The sequence below is a fragment of the Erythrobacter sp. JB1-15 genome (assembly GCF_057365035.1).
On record NZ_CP200295.1, the window covers coordinates 316,869 to 332,236 of the forward strand.

A 15,368-nucleotide genomic window follows, 5' to 3' on the forward strand; every position below is an offset into this window, starting at 1 on the left:
TCGCTATACGATTGTCTCATAAACCGGGGCCGATCGCCCGAACGGCGCATGGCCCCCGGTGTTGTAACCGCTGGACAACCCTTCCAACCGCAGCAATGGCTCCAGCGCACCGTTCGTCTTCATCAAGTAATCCACCTGTTTGAGCGCCTCTGGGTCGAGCGAAGCACGGTGTGATTGGAGCTCTTCCAAACACCACATGCGGTATAGGCTTGTTGGAACATCCCGGTACTGGACGCCTTGGATCACAGGATCGTGCTTTTTGTGACCCTGTTTTCGCGCCTCGGCATTTGCACAATGCGCCTCAAGATGGGTTTGCCCGATTTCAGTAAGGAATTGGGCGACGTCGTCTGGTATCCCCTCGACCAAATCACCCTTCATTTGTGAGGCCCTGGCGTTCCAGACGCGGTACACCCACTCCATTACATCAGGCCAATCCTCGCGCATGATGACGGCTGGCTTGGGGTCCATCGCATAGTGGCGAAACAGTGGGCCCATCAGGCTGATATCGGCCAAGGTCGGTCGCGCACCAAAGATAAAGGAACGCGATTTGACGACCTCACGGATAAAACCAAGCAGGCGGTAGTACGACTGCTCAACGTGGCCCCGCGTGACATCATTGACCCCGTCATTGACAACAAAATTGGTGTGCTGGCGCTTTTCAATGCGTTGGCGCAGCAGCCATGTTGGGACCTTCGTTTCACGCCCCATCGTCTCCGCTAGCTGGCGCGAGAGCAATTTGGCGCTCTCCGGATAACTCCAGCGATAATGCATCGCCGGGCGCCACTGCCATTCATCGGCGTAATCTTCGATGAGCTTGCACACGAAGGCTTGAACGGGATCCTTGGGCAGGATGCTGTGGTCTGGATATTGCCCTTCGAACCAATCGATTATCGGCGTTGAATCGGTCATCCAGCGCCCATCCTCGAGCTCTATGGCCGGCATCTGCATCGCGCCGGTTTTTTCCGGGAGAAGTTTCTCAAACTCTGCGCCGGTTAGCTCACGAAAATTATAGGGAATTTCCTTGTATTTGAGGTAGCTTTCAAGCTTACCTGTGAAATAGGAAATTTTCAGACCATAGACTGTGAACATGATGCGGAGCCCTAATTTTCGAGCTGCGTGAGATTTAGGCAGAACGAGCGCGGCGACGGCGAAAAAGCACAAACGCTGTACCTGCCAGAATAAGGATCAAAAGCCCGCCACCAATGGCATAGGGCATAATCCTGCCGATCGCGCGCGCTTCTGCGTTCTTCGTCAGCTGTTCGTACACATCAAAGTCATCAGGCAGGGCAATCACCCCGTTTCGCTCAGCGTATTCGGCGTAATCTGCCTGCATTTGAGCAAACAGCTCTGGCATCTCCTCAGACAAATCCTGAGTTTCGGTAGGGTCTGAAGAAAGGTCATAAAGACGCCATGTCGCATCGCCAAAAGGCAGCGTGTTGCGGGTGATTTTGTAGCGCCCCTTATAAAGCGCCGAATTGCCTGCGACCTCAAGGCCGATGGCGTCCTCTTCGCCATACACCTCGGCCTTCTCGCCTTTCAGGATAGGAACAAGGCTGCGTCCGTCCACTTTGCCCATCGCAACGCCTGCGAGCTCGGTTAGAGTTGGCGTGATATCGAGGACAAATGAGCGCGCCGAATTAAACGACTGTGGCGCAATTCCAGGGCCGCTAATGATGAGCGGAACCCGTGTGCCTCCTTCGCTAGCGAAGGTTTTGAATAAATGGCTGGGGCCCGAGGCAGCATTGGCCCATTCCGCGCCAATGCCAAAGTTGCTGCGCTTTTCGCCCAGGGTCTCGAAATCGTCATTGTAGCCATTGCGTCCCATCCAACTTTGGAAATCTTCGCTTAGATTGGGTTCGCCAAATTCGGGGCCGTTGTCAGAGGTGACAACGAAGATGGTGTTGTCGAACTCGCCGGTTGATTTGAGGTGTGCGATGAGGCGGCCAATGTGAAAATCCATCGCCTCAAGCATCCCGGCATTCACCATCATCCGCCGCTCATAATGGGCTTGGTCCTCAGCGGAAAGCTCATCCCATTTGCGCAAAGAGGCAGGGGTCATGGGGAATTTTGCATCCTCGGGAATAAAGCCTAGCTCTTTAGCTCGCTCAAACCGAACCTTGCGAAGGACGTCCCACCCATCGCTGTAAACACCTTTATAGCGATCAGTGTAGGCGCGCGGTGCCTGGACAGGGATGTGGATTGCTAGGAAGGGGAGATAGGCGAAGAAGGGCTTCGCCTGATCACGATCCTTCAGATAACCAACAATGCGGTCGACGAGCAGCTCAGAGGAATAGAAATCCTCCTCCAGCGTTATCGGCTTGCCATCCTCAAACCACGGCGCGTCGTGGTAAAACGGCATGAAATGCTTGTCTTCATAATTGTCTGCACCAGACGCCTCAAGCGCAAGCGAACGCTCAAACCCATGCGAATTGGGCAGATCACCCTCCCCTTCGCCAAGGTGCCATTTCCCCGCCATGAAGGTCTGATAACCGCCGGCTCTAAGGAGGCCTGCAAGCGTCTGTGTGCCCGGAAGAAAGCTATGGCCATAGGCAGGCGATAAGCGCTGCTCGTCGCTCATGATCTCAGGCAGTGCGCCGATTCCGATCTTATGACTGTCGATGCCAGTAAGCAGCATCGCCCGCGATGGGGCACACATTGGCGACGTGTGATAGTTCGAGAAAGGCACGCCTGTCGCAGTCAGAGCGTCAATGTTCGTCGTTCGCGCTTCGCCGCCAAAGCCGCTGAAATCCATCAGCGCTGCGTCATCGACGAGGATTACAACGATATTCGGTTGCTGGGCCATTGCGGTCGATGACAGCTGAGAAAACACCAAGGCTAAGGCCGCCCCGGCCAGTTGAATGAATGATCGCATAAATGCCCTCTCTCTCGCGCCTAAAGATCAAGCGCACCGTTCGTAGTCTGCGCTTGCATTTCAGCGACCCTTAGCCCCATATGAGGGTAGAGAATGCTAAAAAGTTACATTTCATGACGCTCAGAACGTTTCGCCGGCAAGCCACGACGCTTTTCGATCTTCTGCCGCAAGAGACATTGGATACTCTTTTTGCGACTGGAAGGTCTCTTAATTATACCGATGGCGAGCTCATTCAGCAGCGTGGTGATGGCTGGCGCGGGATTTCGGTGGTGAAATCAGGCGAAGCGATTGCAGCCAATATGGGCAAAGATGGATCGCTTGTTCCGTCCTCATTAATGCGGGTCGGAGACACATTTGGCGAGTTCACAACATTCCTTGATTTACCCCGCACCCACAGTCTTTGGGCCAGCGGCGAAACCGAAATAGTCAATATCGAGAGAGAGGACTTTCTTGACTTTCTAGATAGAGAGCCCGCCATCGAGCGCGCACTGCTCATAATGACGGTTGAGCGAACGCATGAATTAGTCAGCTTTATGGATATGCAGCGCTCGCATTCCTTGCCAGCGCAAGTTGCCCGATTGCTTTACTCTGAGGTCGAAAATGGTGCCAAGCATGCAATCGTAGAATGTCGTCAGGAAGATCTCGCTTTCATGTTGGGCGTGTCGCGCGTCGCGGTTGGCAAGGCTTTGGGCCAGCTGGCAACAATGGATTTGATCCAGACCGGATATGGCAAGATCCAAATCCTCGATATGGGACAGCTCGCTGCGTTCCTTACGCAGGAAAATCCTCTCTCTTCGCTCCCATTGTGATCATTCTCTGATCACGCATGCTTCTACGAGAAACGTGACAATGCGCAAGAAACCTGAAAGACGCTCGCCATGCGATGGATACCCGTTATCAGCCTAATTACCGTCGGATGCTCCCCTTCTGACGAGCAAGCTCCCTCTAAGCTTATAGAGGTCGCACTCGATCACGCGCAAAGCTGCAATGGTATCGCCGAGCAAGAGATGGTCTGGATTGAAGGCGGCTCCTTCATCATGGGCGAAGACCCACTCTATCCTGAAGAGGGTCCACCAAGAGAGGTGGCTGTCGACGGGTTCTGGATGTCCAAGACGGAAGTGACCAACAACCAGTTTGCAAAGTTTGTGGCGGAAACTGGATACAAGACCCAGGCAGAACGTACTCCTCCTTCGTTGCCTGGTGCACCGCCGGAAATGTCGGTCCCGGGATCTGCAGTCTTTCGCGTGCCAACACCGGAAAATCGGTTTTGGTGGGCCTGGGTTGCCGGAGCTTGGTGGCAGGCGCCCATTGGCCCGGATAGCAACATCGAAGGTCGCGGAAATGATCCCGTTGTTCAAGTCACTTATGACGACGCCCTAGCCTATGCGCGTTGGGCAGGAGCAAGACTCCCCAATGAAGAGCAATGGGAATTCGCTGCGCGCGCTGGGAATGATCTGTTGCCTGAGCCAAAAGACACGTCTGGCAAAATCAATGCCAATTACTACCAAGGCGTCTTTCCAGAGCGTGACTTGGGTCAAGATGGATATACCTCAAGAGCGCCGGTTGGTTGTTTTGATGCCAATGCCTTTGGGCTGCATGACATGATCGGAAATGTCTGGGAATGGACAAGTCGTTCTGCCGCCGTCGATGGCCCAAGCAATGTCATCAAAGGCGGTTCGTTCTTGTGCGCACAAAACTACTGCGCCCGCTACAGACCAGCAGCGCGTCAGTATCAGGAGCGCGACCTAGGCACTGATCATATCGGCTTTCGCATCGTTGACACGAAGCGCCCCCACCACCAGAAAGCTAAAAGGCATTACTTTTGATGCCCGCTTTCACCTGCATAATCAGTCATGAGACGTTGGCTTGAACTGGGCCGATAGTGGATTGTCTGATCTTGGAAAGGTCCCCTAGAAAAGCGGTCAATCAGCTCCAGTCTGAAACCGGCCTATCAACGAGCAACTTCGACAAGATGCGCTTTTCCTTCGCCAGGACTGATCCGGAAGGAGGTTCCTGTGAACAGCTCGATCAGATCAATAGCGGTGCGTGTGTGCTGGCTGATCTTGACTGTGGTGAACGACCCATCCCGCGCAAGAGCAAAGGGCAACAGCAGCTGGTCCTGCAAGTAGGGCCCTGCAAAGGCACCGCTTGCCAGATAACCAGCCATCCGTTTTCCCGTGGTCTTGCCGATCTTTTCGGCGGGCACGCCGATCTTACCAAAGCCGGACATGACCTCGGTCACATGCTCGAATTCTGCCGCGATCAACAGCGCGTTACCCGGCCCTTCATCAGCGGAAAGCTGGCGCGGGGCAAAGGCTCCTTCGGGCCAGTCGGCCAATACCTTCTTCATAGCTGACAGTTCACGGTCGGCGATGTCATAGTGTACACCCGCGACCACAGCTTCGGCCTTTTGCGAGACCGGCTTGCCACGATCCATGCACTCGATGGGCCCCAGCGGAGCCGGATCAAACTCGACCACGATCCGCCCACCGCCGCGCGGGTAAAACCCATGCCGCACAAGCGTCGCAGTGATACTCGGCCCCATCTTGGCAATAACCGGCAGGAGAGTATGCGCGATGAATTCAAACGGAGGCGCAGCCATGGCATGCGTCCCGCCTTCGATCACTACGCGTGAAGGCTTGTCCGCCAGCATCAGCGGCACGAGAATGGTCTGAAGCACCAATCCCGTGCTGCCCGCAGTGCCAACCGCAAAGTGATATTCACCCGGCGTGACGCTGCCGGGCCGGAAGGTGAGGGTATCCGACCCAACGGCCAGCCCGCTCGCCTCAGCCCCGCCAATTGCGCAGGCGGCCTCCAAGGCGGTCACATGCTGACGCATCATGCCCGGCTTGGTTCGCCCGCCACGAATGTTCTCAATGGTGAATGGCTCGCCAGTGACGAGCGAGAGCGCCGCTGCATAACGCAGCACTTGACCCCCGCCTTCACCTTCTGAGCCGTCGATAGTGATCATTTGTCTTTCTCTTCGTCTGTCGCCGGGCGCACATTTTGGATGAAGCGCTGCTCTGTTGCTCCGTATCTGGCGAAGTTTTCGCGTGCTTGTTTCAGACTGAGGTCATAATTGGGCCCGCCCCATACTTCGTCCGCATGCTCATCGTCTTGTCCATCGTCTTCCCAGAAGCATACTGGACAGATTTCATAGTCAGCGCGACTAGATAGCGTAAGATAACCGCAGCAAGGGCATTTTAGCTTTTGGATTTCGACCTCCTATATGGCAGGTGATGCCCGATGAAGAGGGTTACCCCTTCACGCACACCACCTGCTTTAACGTATGCACGATTTCGACAAGGTCGGCCTGTGCGGCCATAACCTTTTCGATCGGCTTATAGGCCTTAGGCGTTTCATCAATCACGCCTTCGTCCTTGCGGCATTCAACCCCGGCAGTGTCTGCGATATGCTCGTCGAGCGATACCAGCTTCTTTGCTTGGGTCCGGCTCATCACCCGACCTGCGCCGTGCGAACAGCTATCGAAGCTCTCCGCATTGCCCAGCCCGCGCACGATGAAGCTCTTCGCTCCCATCGAACCCGGGATGATACCGAGCGTGCCTTTCGCCGCCCGCACTGCGCCCTTCCGGGTTATCAGCACGTTTTCGCCAAAGTGGTTCTCCCGCGTCACATAGTTGTGATGGCAGTTCACCGCTTCGCATTCAGCCTCGAACGGCTTGGCGATCTGTGAACGCAACGCATCAAGCGTGTGCGTCATCATCACCCGCCGGTTAAGCGCGGCAAAGTCCTGCGCCCATTCGACAGCCTCGACATAGTCGTCAAAATGCTGCGTACCTTCCGGGAAATAGGCGAGGTCTTCATCAGGCAGGTTGATGTGCCATTGCCGCATGTCCTTCTTCGCAAGTTCGATGAAGAAGCGGCCAATCGCGTTACCCACGCCCCGCGACCCCGAGTGGAGCATCACCCACACCCGCTGTTCGGTATCAAGGCAAAGCTCAATGAAGTGGTTGCCCGTGCCTAGCGTACCGAGATGAAGAACGTTGTTGGTGTTCTTTAGCCGCGGATAGCGTTCGCGCAGCGCATCGAACCGCGCTTTCAAGCCGGCCCATGCGTCTATCACCGACGCTGGCGGGTCGCCCCAAGAACCCTTGTCCCTACGCCGACCGGCAGACCGGCCATGCGGCACGGCGGCTTCGATGGCTGACCGGATACCGGCAAGATTGTCAGGCAGATCGCTCGCCATAAGCGAGGTCCGCGCAGCCATCATGCCGCATCCGATATCGACGCCCACAGCTGCCGGGATCACCGCGCCCTTGGTCGGGATAACCGAACCAACGGTCGCGCCTATGCCGACATGGACATCTGGCATCGCGGCGACATGCTTGAAGATGAAAGGCATCTTCGCCGCCTTTGCCATTTGCTCTTTGGCTTTCTCGTCCACCGGAACGCCGCGCGTCCACGATTTGATCGGAGCTCCGCCTTCAACGGGGGTGAATTCGTAAGTCTGTTCCATTGCCTCAATCCTAATTATCCAGCGCGGTACTCTCACTGTCCGAGAGCCTTTGGGGTGGCTGGCCCATTCCAGCCACCCCGGTTCCGCTGCTTGGCCGGGTGTTCGACATGCCCGGCGCATTAGGTTTTGCAGGGGCTGTGCCAAAACCCGGAGGTTAGCCGAAAATATAGTCAAGATACTGAGTTAGTTGATGAAATACACTCTTTGGGGGATGTGAATTGGTCAAGGCTGTAGGAAATATATGGCTTGTTGTATAATTTCTTATCTCAAATTATAAGACTTGTATGAAGCCTCTCACCGTCATCGGATTTCTTGGGTCCACGCTCGACGCCGCCAAATGGGGTCCAGAGCGTTGGAGCAAGTGGCGACCCACGGTCAGCATCTGCATGCAGGAAGACCTGCGGGTTGATCGCTTCGTGCTCATCCACGGCAAATCACACCAACGCCTCGCCGATAAAGTGATCGGCGACATTCAAGATGTCTCACCCGAAACAGAGGTCGATGAGCGAGTTCTGGGCTTCAACGATCCATGGGACTTCGAAGAGGTCTACACAAAGCTGCTCGATTTCGCGCAGAGTTACCCCTTCGATCCTGATAACAATGATTATTTGATCCACATCACGACCGGCACCCATGTGGTGCAGATCTGCCTGTTCCTGCTCACTGAAGCGCGGTTCCTGCCGGGCAAGCTGCTTCAGACACAGCCTCGACGCGGCGCGCCACAACCGATTGGGTCATGGGCGACCATCGATCTCGACCTTTCGCGCTATGACAGCATCGCCACCCGCTTTGCCGAAACTAGCGCGGAAAGCGCGAATGTCCTCAAGAGCGGGATCGAAACCCGTAACCCAGCCTTCAACCGCATGATCGAAGAGATCGAGCAGGTCGCGATGCGCAGCCGTGCGCCGATCCTGCTGATGGGGCCAACGGGTGCGGGCAAGAGCCAGCTGGCGCGCAAAATCTACGAACTGAAGAAACTGCGCCATCAGGTGACGGGCCCGTTTGTGGAGGTGAACTGCGCCACGTTGAAAGGCGACAGCGCCATGTCCGCGCTGTTCGGGCATAAGAGAGGCGCGTTCACTGGCGCGGCGAGTGAACGGGCGGGCCTGCTGAAAACGGCGGACACCGGGGTGCTGTTCCTGGACGAAATCGGCGAGCTTGGACTGGACGAACAGGCCATGGTCCTGCGCGCGATAGAGGAAGGGCGCTTCCTGCCCGTAGGCGCTGACCGCGAGGCAATGAGCGAGTTTCAGCTGATCGCCGGGACCAACCGCAACCTTGTGACCGAAGTGGCCGAAGGACGTTTTCGCGAAGACCTGTTCGCACGGCTTAACCTGTGGACCTTTGCCCTGCCCGGTTTGGCTCAGCGGCGCGAGGATATCGCGCCCAATCTTGACTACGAGCTGGACCGATTTGCCCAAACCGAGGGTGAACGCGTCACCTTTAACGCCGAAGCGCGCGCAGCCTTCCTGTCCTTTGCCGAAGGACCCGATGCTGCGTGGGAGGGCAACTTCCGCGACCTCGCCGCCAGCGTTACTCGCATGGCAACCTTGTGCCCGAGCGGCCGGATTGATCGGAATGCGGTGGCGCTGGAACAGGACCGTCTGCGCTCTTTATGGGGTGGCCGCACAACCACTCCCGCATCACTGGCACTAACTCAAATCATGGACGAACGCGCCATGGCTCAGATCGATCCGTTTGACCGTGTGCAGCTGGAATTCGTGATCGAAATCTGCCGCACCGCGCGCAGCCTGTCCGAAGCAGGACGCATCCTGTTTGCCCAGTCGCGCGCAAAGCGCAAATCCACCAATGACGCCGACCGCCTGCGCAAATATCTGGCCAAGTTCGGGCTTGATTGGGCGGGCGTGAGCGCTTGACGTTGAGGAAAGTCGTGTCTAACAGCGCGCCTCCCGGCTTCGTGTCGGGAGCATTTTGGAGAAAACCGTTGCTGGAACAGAATTGTAGATCGGGCGCTTGCGGCGCCGCGTTCCAGCCCTTCGCCTAGACGTGTTCTCACGCTGCGCGACGGGCCGGGCCTGACGCGCGCAGCATCCCTGACATTAGAGAACATGAATGCCGAAAGGCATGCCCGTGCGGCATGGCCTTTGCGGTTTGCAGGCGAATTATATGACTACCGAATTTGAAATTGTGCGGAGCATGCTGCTCCGGACTTCGCGAGGCCTACTCGCATCACATCCGCTGGCAAAGGACGTGCTCGGCTATGGTCGTAAGCACGCAGCGTGGTTGTTCGGACTTTCTCCGAGTAAAGCCAACGCGCTCACCTGGACCAGTTTCAAAAGCGCGCTGCGGGGAGATCCGACGCGGACCAATCCGGCGCATGGAGTGCTCGCATTCGGGCATGAGCTCGCGCGTCTGCTGGATCTGGATGACGCCGACACGGCAATCCTGTCCGCGTTTCTGGCGTTTGACCGGGTGCCGCGCGTCGCCGAACTTGGCGAGATATTGGCTGATCGCGGGCGCCCCCTGCCTGTGCTGATCGGCGAGGTCGCGGGACTTGATCCTGCACGCGCTGAAAGCATGGTGCGCCAGCATTTGCTCGTGCGTCAGGGCTTTGTGCAGTTTAGCGCGAATTTTCAGGGCAAGGTTGAAATGTCGCTCCGCTGGACGTTCGAGCGCGTGCTCGACCGACAGCCTGAAACCGCCGAGGCGATCCTTGATCTGATGGTCGGCCCTTGCCAGCCAGCGCCGCTTCCCTTCGATGCCTTTGCGCATGTCGAGGATGCAGACTTTCTGTTGCGCCTGCTGATGGGCGCGCTGCGTGAGAACGCGGAGGGGGTCAACATCCTGATCCACGGGCCGCCGGGGACGGGTAAGACCGAATTCGCGCGCGCTCTGACCAAGGCCGCGCATGCGCAACTTTATGCTGTGGGCGAAGTGCTCGACGATGGTGAAGAGCCGGACCGTCGTGACCGCATCAGCGCGTTACAGATGGGTCAGCACCTGCTCTCCAGCAGCACCAATGATGTGCTGCTGTTTGACGAGATGGAAGACTTCATCGGCGATACACAGCCGGCCGCCGGCGATTGGATGCGCGGGCGCGAAGGCAGCAAGGTCTTCGTCAACCGCTTGGTCGAAACGAACCGTGTGCCCGTGATCTGGACCACCAACGCAATCGGTAATGTCGATCCGGCGATCCTGCGCCGCATGAGTTATGTGCTGAAGCTTGATCTCCCTTCGCGCAGTGTTGCGATGCAAATGCTCGAGCGGGTGGGAGCTGAGGAAGGCGTTGCACCGGGGTCTGAATGGCACAGCCTTATCGAAAGCGCGCCGGAGACCGCAGCGGTGTTGCGCGTGTCGGCGCGTGCGGCGCGTCTGGCCAACGATCCGACCGGCGGCATTGTTGCGGCTCGTTCGCTCGCCAAAGCGATGCGTGGAACCGAGCTGCCACTCGATGGGCCAGGCGAGATCGACCTCAACCTGTATGAGTGTGATCAGCCAGTGGCCGACCTTGTCGAAAAGGTTTCAGCAAGCGGGCATGCGGATGTCTCGCTGTTGCTGACAGGACCGCCGGGCACGGGCAAGACCGCGCTCGCGCACCACTTTGCGCGCGCGATGGATCGCCCGCTGATGGTGCGGCGCACGTCCGATCTGTTGTCAAAATGGGTCGGCGAGACCGAAGCGCGGATCGCCGATATGTTCGCTGATGCGCGGGCGAAAGACAGCGTGCTGCTGCTCGATGAGGTGGACTCGCTGCTGTTCGACCGCTCGAACGCGAAGGCGACATGGGAGGTCAGTCAGGTCAACGAGCTGCTGACATGGCTCGATCGGCATCCCTTGCCGGTGATCGCCGCGACCAACTTTGCCCGTAATCTCGACCCGGCAACAGCACGCCGCTTTGTGTTCAAGCTGGTTTTGAAGCCGCTAACCGGTCAACGGTTGGACGCAGCGTTTGTGCGGTTCTTCGGCGTCGCTCCGCCTGCATCACTGCAATCACTTACCAATCTGACGCCGGGTGATCTCGCGCTGGTGGCAAAACAGGCGCGTTATGAAAGGAACCTTACGCCCGCTGATCTCGTCGCACGGCTAGAACTTGAAGCAAAGCACAAGCCCGACTCAAACCGGCGGATTGGGTTTTGATCTCCTTCTCGGTCGAACTTATGCTAGCTCTGATCGGCTTTGCACAGCTCAACTTTTGGGCCAACAGCGGTACGCCCGCTGTTGCACAATCTATTGGCGACATGGTCAGTGACCTGACACGGCACAGCGTTGTGAGGTAGCTGAGCCATCCTCAATGGCTTGAGAACTAAACCCGCAAAGGGACGCAGCTTGCGCCTCGCACTTTCTGGTCAAACCTGTCTAAAGGCCAAAGCGTTGTTCAGGTTGCAATATTTCCCGGGAAAATTGCTCGTCATCATCGCCCTCCTCTGCCTATTGATCATCAGGCGAAAGCATTTCGCCGGGGAACTGTGCATCATCATCGTCCGACAGTGAGCCACCATTGGCATTATCATCTGGAATGGTGATTGTCTGACCTTTTGGCCGCTCGATCACAGGCTTGGGGCGCGGCTCAAACGTCGCACGCGGCTTTGGCACCGTGTTTGACCGGTTTGGTAACCGTGATGCCCGTGGCACGCTCATCCTTCTTTTGCTGCCAGAGAGGATGCCCGGCACCGTCTTCGTGCTCAAACTCCCATCCTTTGTATGCAGTGTGCATTGCGCCGGAGCGGATTTGGGAAACCGGGTAGCAGGCTTGTAAGTAAAGCTCGAACACGTCCCATCGCGCCAACACGCGTCAACACAGGCCATCGGATCTTCGTTTGTGATCTTGAAGGAGCCTTTCTCAACAGCGCCATCTATCGTTCGACCGGGATAACTATTGATACCGAGTTCATCACGCAGAAAACTGACCTTTGTGCCCGAGACAACATTGGCATAACCGTGATTGCGCCGCGCCTGCACAGGTATTGCCGCTAGCCGCAAGTAGCATAACGGTTTGCGATTAGACGCTTCTTGAACGTAGCTATAGGCTTTGCAATTGCTGTCGCCATCGCACGCCTTACGGCACGTTGTTTCGTCCTGGCCGCGGTTGCTCATCGTGATGGTTTTGATGAGATTGCCTGGCCGGTATAAATCGCCTTCTTCGATATAACCATTTGATACGCTGCCAATGGTTTGCGCGACAACCGCGCCGCCCAGGCCAAGGCCGATCAGGCTCAGGCAAATGAGTACAAGTTTACGCATGGCGTCCTCCTTTTTGAGGGTAATTATTGTTGCTTCGTGATTTGGATGTTGGTGCCGCCGCTCATCTGCGCTTGCGCGAACACGGTGCAGTTGCCTGCATCGCCGAGAATTAGCTGGATTTCAGCAAAGCCTGCCGGGCCTGAAGCGGCGGCACTGCCACCGCGAGCCTCAGCTGCTGCGATGTAGAATGCAGCGGCGACTGCGGTCGTTTGGCCAGTGGTGAAAGTTTTGCCTTCGCCAGCCATAGGCTGCGCAGCGCTGGCATCGGGCATCTGGGGCAACTCGCACGGCATATCGCCGGTTCGTTCAGCAGCAGCTTGCATTTCGGCAGAAAGCTCTTCGGACGCGGCTTCTATGCCAGCCGCCATATCAGAGGCGTCATTGACGAAATCGTCTGCAGAGGGTTCAGACCCACCGCAAGCGGAGAGAGTGACGAGCAGCGCGGTAGCTGCCATGAAGCGCGGGCTCATCGGGTAAACTCCACGGTGCCCTCGATGCTTAATCCAAAGGCGCGATTCTTCGGGCCCTGCGGATCTCTCAAGCTGGCAAAGAATTTCGCACTTCGCCCATAGGTGTTCTGCAGTATTATGGTGTCTGCTTCGGTAACAACCACCTGATTCGATGGCTGATCAGATGAGGGTATCCGATCAAGATAGAACGCGAGTGAGCGATACCCATAAATCTCATCAGCTGCTCCGCCACCAATCTCTTTTTCTTTCAAATTCGTCTGAAGTTGGATTTTGAGTCTAGCATTCGGTTCCCTCAGGCATGCTGCATCGACTGGAAATTTGCGGACTGTGCTTTCACCAAAATAGTAAACATTGCCGGATCGTACACGAGCCGGGTTATTCCGAGGTAGATCAAACACGCGGGCTTTGAGGTTTCCGAATGGCCGGAGCGCCCGCGATCCTGAAGCGCTTTCGCAATAAGCGTAGATGCCGATCAAACCGTAGAATTCCGGTCTTTGTTCGGTCCCAAGACCTGTCATCTCTTTCAGCGATATCTCGAAGAAGCTTGGCTTGAATTCTGCGCTGTAGTCTTTGAGTTTTGGAAACCGTCTCGCGAGCGGATTGATTTTCGGTTCAGCCGGTGCAGCTGCTGTCGATTGCCCCGCCGAAGCTGTTCTTGGCGGAGCAGATGCCGATGATGCTGCACGCGCCCAATCTGCACTCGCCCAATTGATGTATTTCACCTCCTGACGCCCGAAGAAATCGCCGATATTCCCGTTGCCGCGATAGACCGACAGGCTTGGCTTGGCACTGCGCCTGCGGGTACCGGTCCATTTGGTTCCGCCGCCATTCCAACGCGGGAGCGCCCGCTGAGCGCTGGCCCAATGGCCAGAAAAGCCTTGGGTGCTTACCAGTCTCCATTCGAAATAGCCCGATGAGCCGTCGTCATTGCGCCGGTAAACTCCGCGAATTGTGCGCCGGTCCTGGCTCACCAGACCTTCAATTGTGCCCCATGTCCCATAATCGCCGTAAACATGCTGACCGGTCTGATGCAGCCTTACGTCGCCGTACTTGGTATCCCATGTGCCCTGCCATTGGGCAAAGGCGCTGGTGCTGGTCATCAAGGCCGCGCCAATCGCGGCAGTTTTCATTATCGTGCGTGCAAGTGTCATCGGATGATCTCCGGTTTAGTGTTTGGGTGCTGTGGGTGCGGCGCGAGTGCGCTGGGCGTGCTCAACCTGCCGGGTCGAGCATTTCGCCGGGGAACTCTTCATTGCCCTCGTAATCGACCTCAGGCGGGTCGCAGCTGTCGTAGTAATCGCTGCCTAGAACCCAGCGGCGCTGGCTGTCGTCGATGGTGCTCCACATGTCGGCAAAGCCCATTTCATTGGCGCGAACATAGACATCCTCGCGCACTTCGGGGTTGGTGCGGGCGCCGCGCCAGTTGATCTTGCTGGCAGTTGAAGGGACGCCGTTCTTGGTCCAGGTCCACGTCCCCTCGAAACCGTCCCCGTCAGTGCGAAATTCGATAAAGCCGTGATTGCGGCGCGGGCTGAAATATTGGAATGTCGCGCGCAAGGTAGCGCCGCCATCATGCACGCAGCCTTCGAAATATCCGCGCTTGGCATATTCGCCGAACACGCGCCTACCGTTCTGGATCAGACGCAGCTCGCCATAATTGGTGTCGAACGTGCCGGTCCATTCATCACCCTGAATGCCCGTGCCGGGATCGTAAGGCGCGTTCTGGCCGGCAAAGATTGGCTGCTGCGTTTGAAACACACCATCATTGACCCAAGCGAGACCCATATTGGAGCCGCGCCAGAAATCGGCCCAATATTCGCTTTTCCCCACGGCATAGACAAGTGCAGGATAATCGCCGTTTTTGAAACTACCGCTCCAGTTTCCGAGCATGTGGGATACCGGGCCGTCCTTCGCCCAGCTCCATCCGCCGGTAAAACTGTCCCCATTTCGGATAAATTCGATATAGCCGCTGCGGCTTCGGCGGCTGTTATATTGGAACGTTCCGCGAAGCCGGTTGCCATCCTGCGAAACGCGCCCTTCGAAATAGCCGCGATTGGCGTAATCGCCGTAAACCCGCTCGCCTTCCTGGACGAGGCGAAGTTCGCCGTGCTGGCTATCCCATGTGCCCGTCCAATTGGCATGAGCTATGCTAGTGGTCGACATTAGAATACCGGCAAACGCTGCCACTCGCGCCGTTTTCATCAATCTGTGTTTCACGCGTTTCTCTCCCGCAAATATCCGGAGGCAAAATGCCTCGTCTCATCATGGACAACGGGAGCCCGCGGAAAATCCGGACAAAGTTCTTGCGAAAAATATTGAGCATGCGGCGTGCTAGGATATGCTGCGC

General features: G+C 56.9%; 13 protein-coding genes. 4 read left to right on the forward strand and 9 right to left on the reverse strand.

The window, feature by feature from the left end:
* Nucleotides 1-3: 3 nt before the first annotated feature.
* Complete coding sequence (locus AC0V6L_RS01645) at nucleotides 4-1,161, reverse strand: glutathione S-transferase N-terminal domain-containing protein (RefSeq protein ID WP_486152536.1); 1,158 nt, start codon at nucleotides 1,159-1,161, stop codon at nucleotides 4-6.
* Nucleotides 1,124-2,872, reverse strand: a complete 1,749-nt coding sequence (locus tag AC0V6L_RS01650; RefSeq protein ID WP_486152538.1) for an arylsulfatase — start codon at nucleotides 2,870-2,872, stop codon at nucleotides 1,124-1,126. The genes AC0V6L_RS01645 and AC0V6L_RS01650 overlap by 38 nt, the downstream gene beginning before the upstream one ends.
* An 80-nt stretch (nucleotides 2,873-2,952) precedes the next feature.
* Here AC0V6L_RS01650 and AC0V6L_RS01655 point away from each other — a divergent pair, with 80 nt between their 5' ends.
* Together AC0V6L_RS01655 and AC0V6L_RS01660 are read left to right on the forward strand one after the other, a co-directional pair.
* Entirely contained in the window at nucleotides 2,953-3,681 is a 729-nt protein-coding gene (locus AC0V6L_RS01655) for a Crp/Fnr family transcriptional regulator (RefSeq protein ID WP_486152540.1), read from the forward strand.
* A 69-nt stretch (nucleotides 3,682-3,750) separates the two neighbouring features.
* Nucleotides 3,751-4,698: a formylglycine-generating enzyme family protein gene (locus AC0V6L_RS01660; RefSeq protein ID WP_486152542.1), complete on the forward strand. Its 948-nt coding sequence runs from the start codon at nucleotides 3,751-3,753 to the stop codon at nucleotides 4,696-4,698.
* A gap of 125 nt (nucleotides 4,699-4,823) precedes the next feature.
* On the opposite strand, the gene rtcA is transcribed toward AC0V6L_RS01660, so the two are convergent.
* The 3 genes from rtcA to AC0V6L_RS01675 are packed head-to-tail and all read right to left on the reverse strand — an operon-like array spanning nucleotide 4,824 to nucleotide 7,349.
* Nucleotides 4,824-5,843, reverse strand: a complete 1,020-nt coding sequence (rtcA, locus tag AC0V6L_RS01665) for an RNA 3'-terminal phosphate cyclase (RefSeq protein WP_486152544.1) — start codon at nucleotides 5,841-5,843, stop codon at nucleotides 4,824-4,826.
* Nucleotides 5,840-6,088 (reverse strand): CPCC family cysteine-rich protein, encoded by a 249-nt coding sequence (locus AC0V6L_RS01670; RefSeq protein WP_486155032.1) that lies wholly within the window; start codon nucleotides 6,086-6,088, stop codon nucleotides 5,840-5,842. Before AC0V6L_RS01670 ends, rtcA begins: the two co-directional genes overlap by 4 nt.
* A 40-nt stretch (nucleotides 6,089-6,128) precedes the next feature.
* A complete protein-coding gene (locus AC0V6L_RS01675; RefSeq protein ID WP_486152546.1) occupies nucleotides 6,129-7,349 on the reverse strand; it encodes an RtcB family protein in 1,221 nt (406 codons plus the stop codon).
* A 284-nt stretch (nucleotides 7,350-7,633) separates the two neighbouring features.
* On the opposite strand from AC0V6L_RS01675, the gene rtcR reads away from it, so the two are divergent.
* Both rtcR and AC0V6L_RS01685 read left to right on the forward strand, forming a co-directional pair.
* Complete coding sequence (rtcR, locus tag AC0V6L_RS01680; RefSeq protein ID WP_486152548.1) at nucleotides 7,634-9,226, forward strand: RNA repair transcriptional activator RtcR; 1,593 nt, start codon at nucleotides 7,634-7,636, stop codon at nucleotides 9,224-9,226.
* 367 nt (nucleotides 9,227-9,593) lie between these two features.
* Nucleotides 9,594-11,447 carry an AAA family ATPase gene (locus AC0V6L_RS01685; RefSeq protein ID WP_486152550.1) on the forward strand — a complete coding sequence of 618 codons (1,854 nt, stop codon included), beginning with the start codon at nucleotides 9,594-9,596 and terminating at the stop codon, nucleotides 11,445-11,447.
* A 291-nt stretch (nucleotides 11,448-11,738) separates the two neighbouring features.
* On the opposite strand, the gene AC0V6L_RS01690 is transcribed toward AC0V6L_RS01685, so the two are convergent.
* The 4 genes from AC0V6L_RS01690 to AC0V6L_RS01705 all read right to left on the reverse strand — a co-directional run bounded on the left by AC0V6L_RS01690 (nucleotide 11,739) and on the right by AC0V6L_RS01705 (nucleotide 15,238).
* Nucleotides 11,739-12,551 (reverse strand): PAN domain-containing protein, encoded by an 813-nt coding sequence (locus AC0V6L_RS01690; protein ID WP_486152552.1) that lies wholly within the window; start codon nucleotides 12,549-12,551, stop codon nucleotides 11,739-11,741.
* Nucleotides 12,552-12,574: 23 nt separating this feature from the next.
* Nucleotides 12,575-13,021 (reverse strand): hypothetical protein, encoded by a 447-nt coding sequence (locus AC0V6L_RS01695; RefSeq protein ID WP_486152554.1) that lies wholly within the window; start codon nucleotides 13,019-13,021, stop codon nucleotides 12,575-12,577.
* On the reverse strand, nucleotides 13,018-14,121 hold the full coding sequence (locus AC0V6L_RS01700; RefSeq protein ID WP_486152556.1) for a hypothetical protein: 1,104 nt from the start codon (nucleotides 14,119-14,121) through the stop codon (nucleotides 13,018-13,020). Before AC0V6L_RS01700 ends, AC0V6L_RS01695 begins: the two co-directional genes overlap by 4 nt.
* 112 nt (nucleotides 14,122-14,233) lie before the next feature.
* On the reverse strand, nucleotides 14,234-15,238 hold the full coding sequence (locus AC0V6L_RS01705; RefSeq protein WP_486152558.1) for a hypothetical protein: 1,005 nt from the start codon (nucleotides 15,236-15,238) through the stop codon (nucleotides 14,234-14,236).
* Between the last annotated feature and the right edge of the window lie 130 nt (nucleotides 15,239-15,368).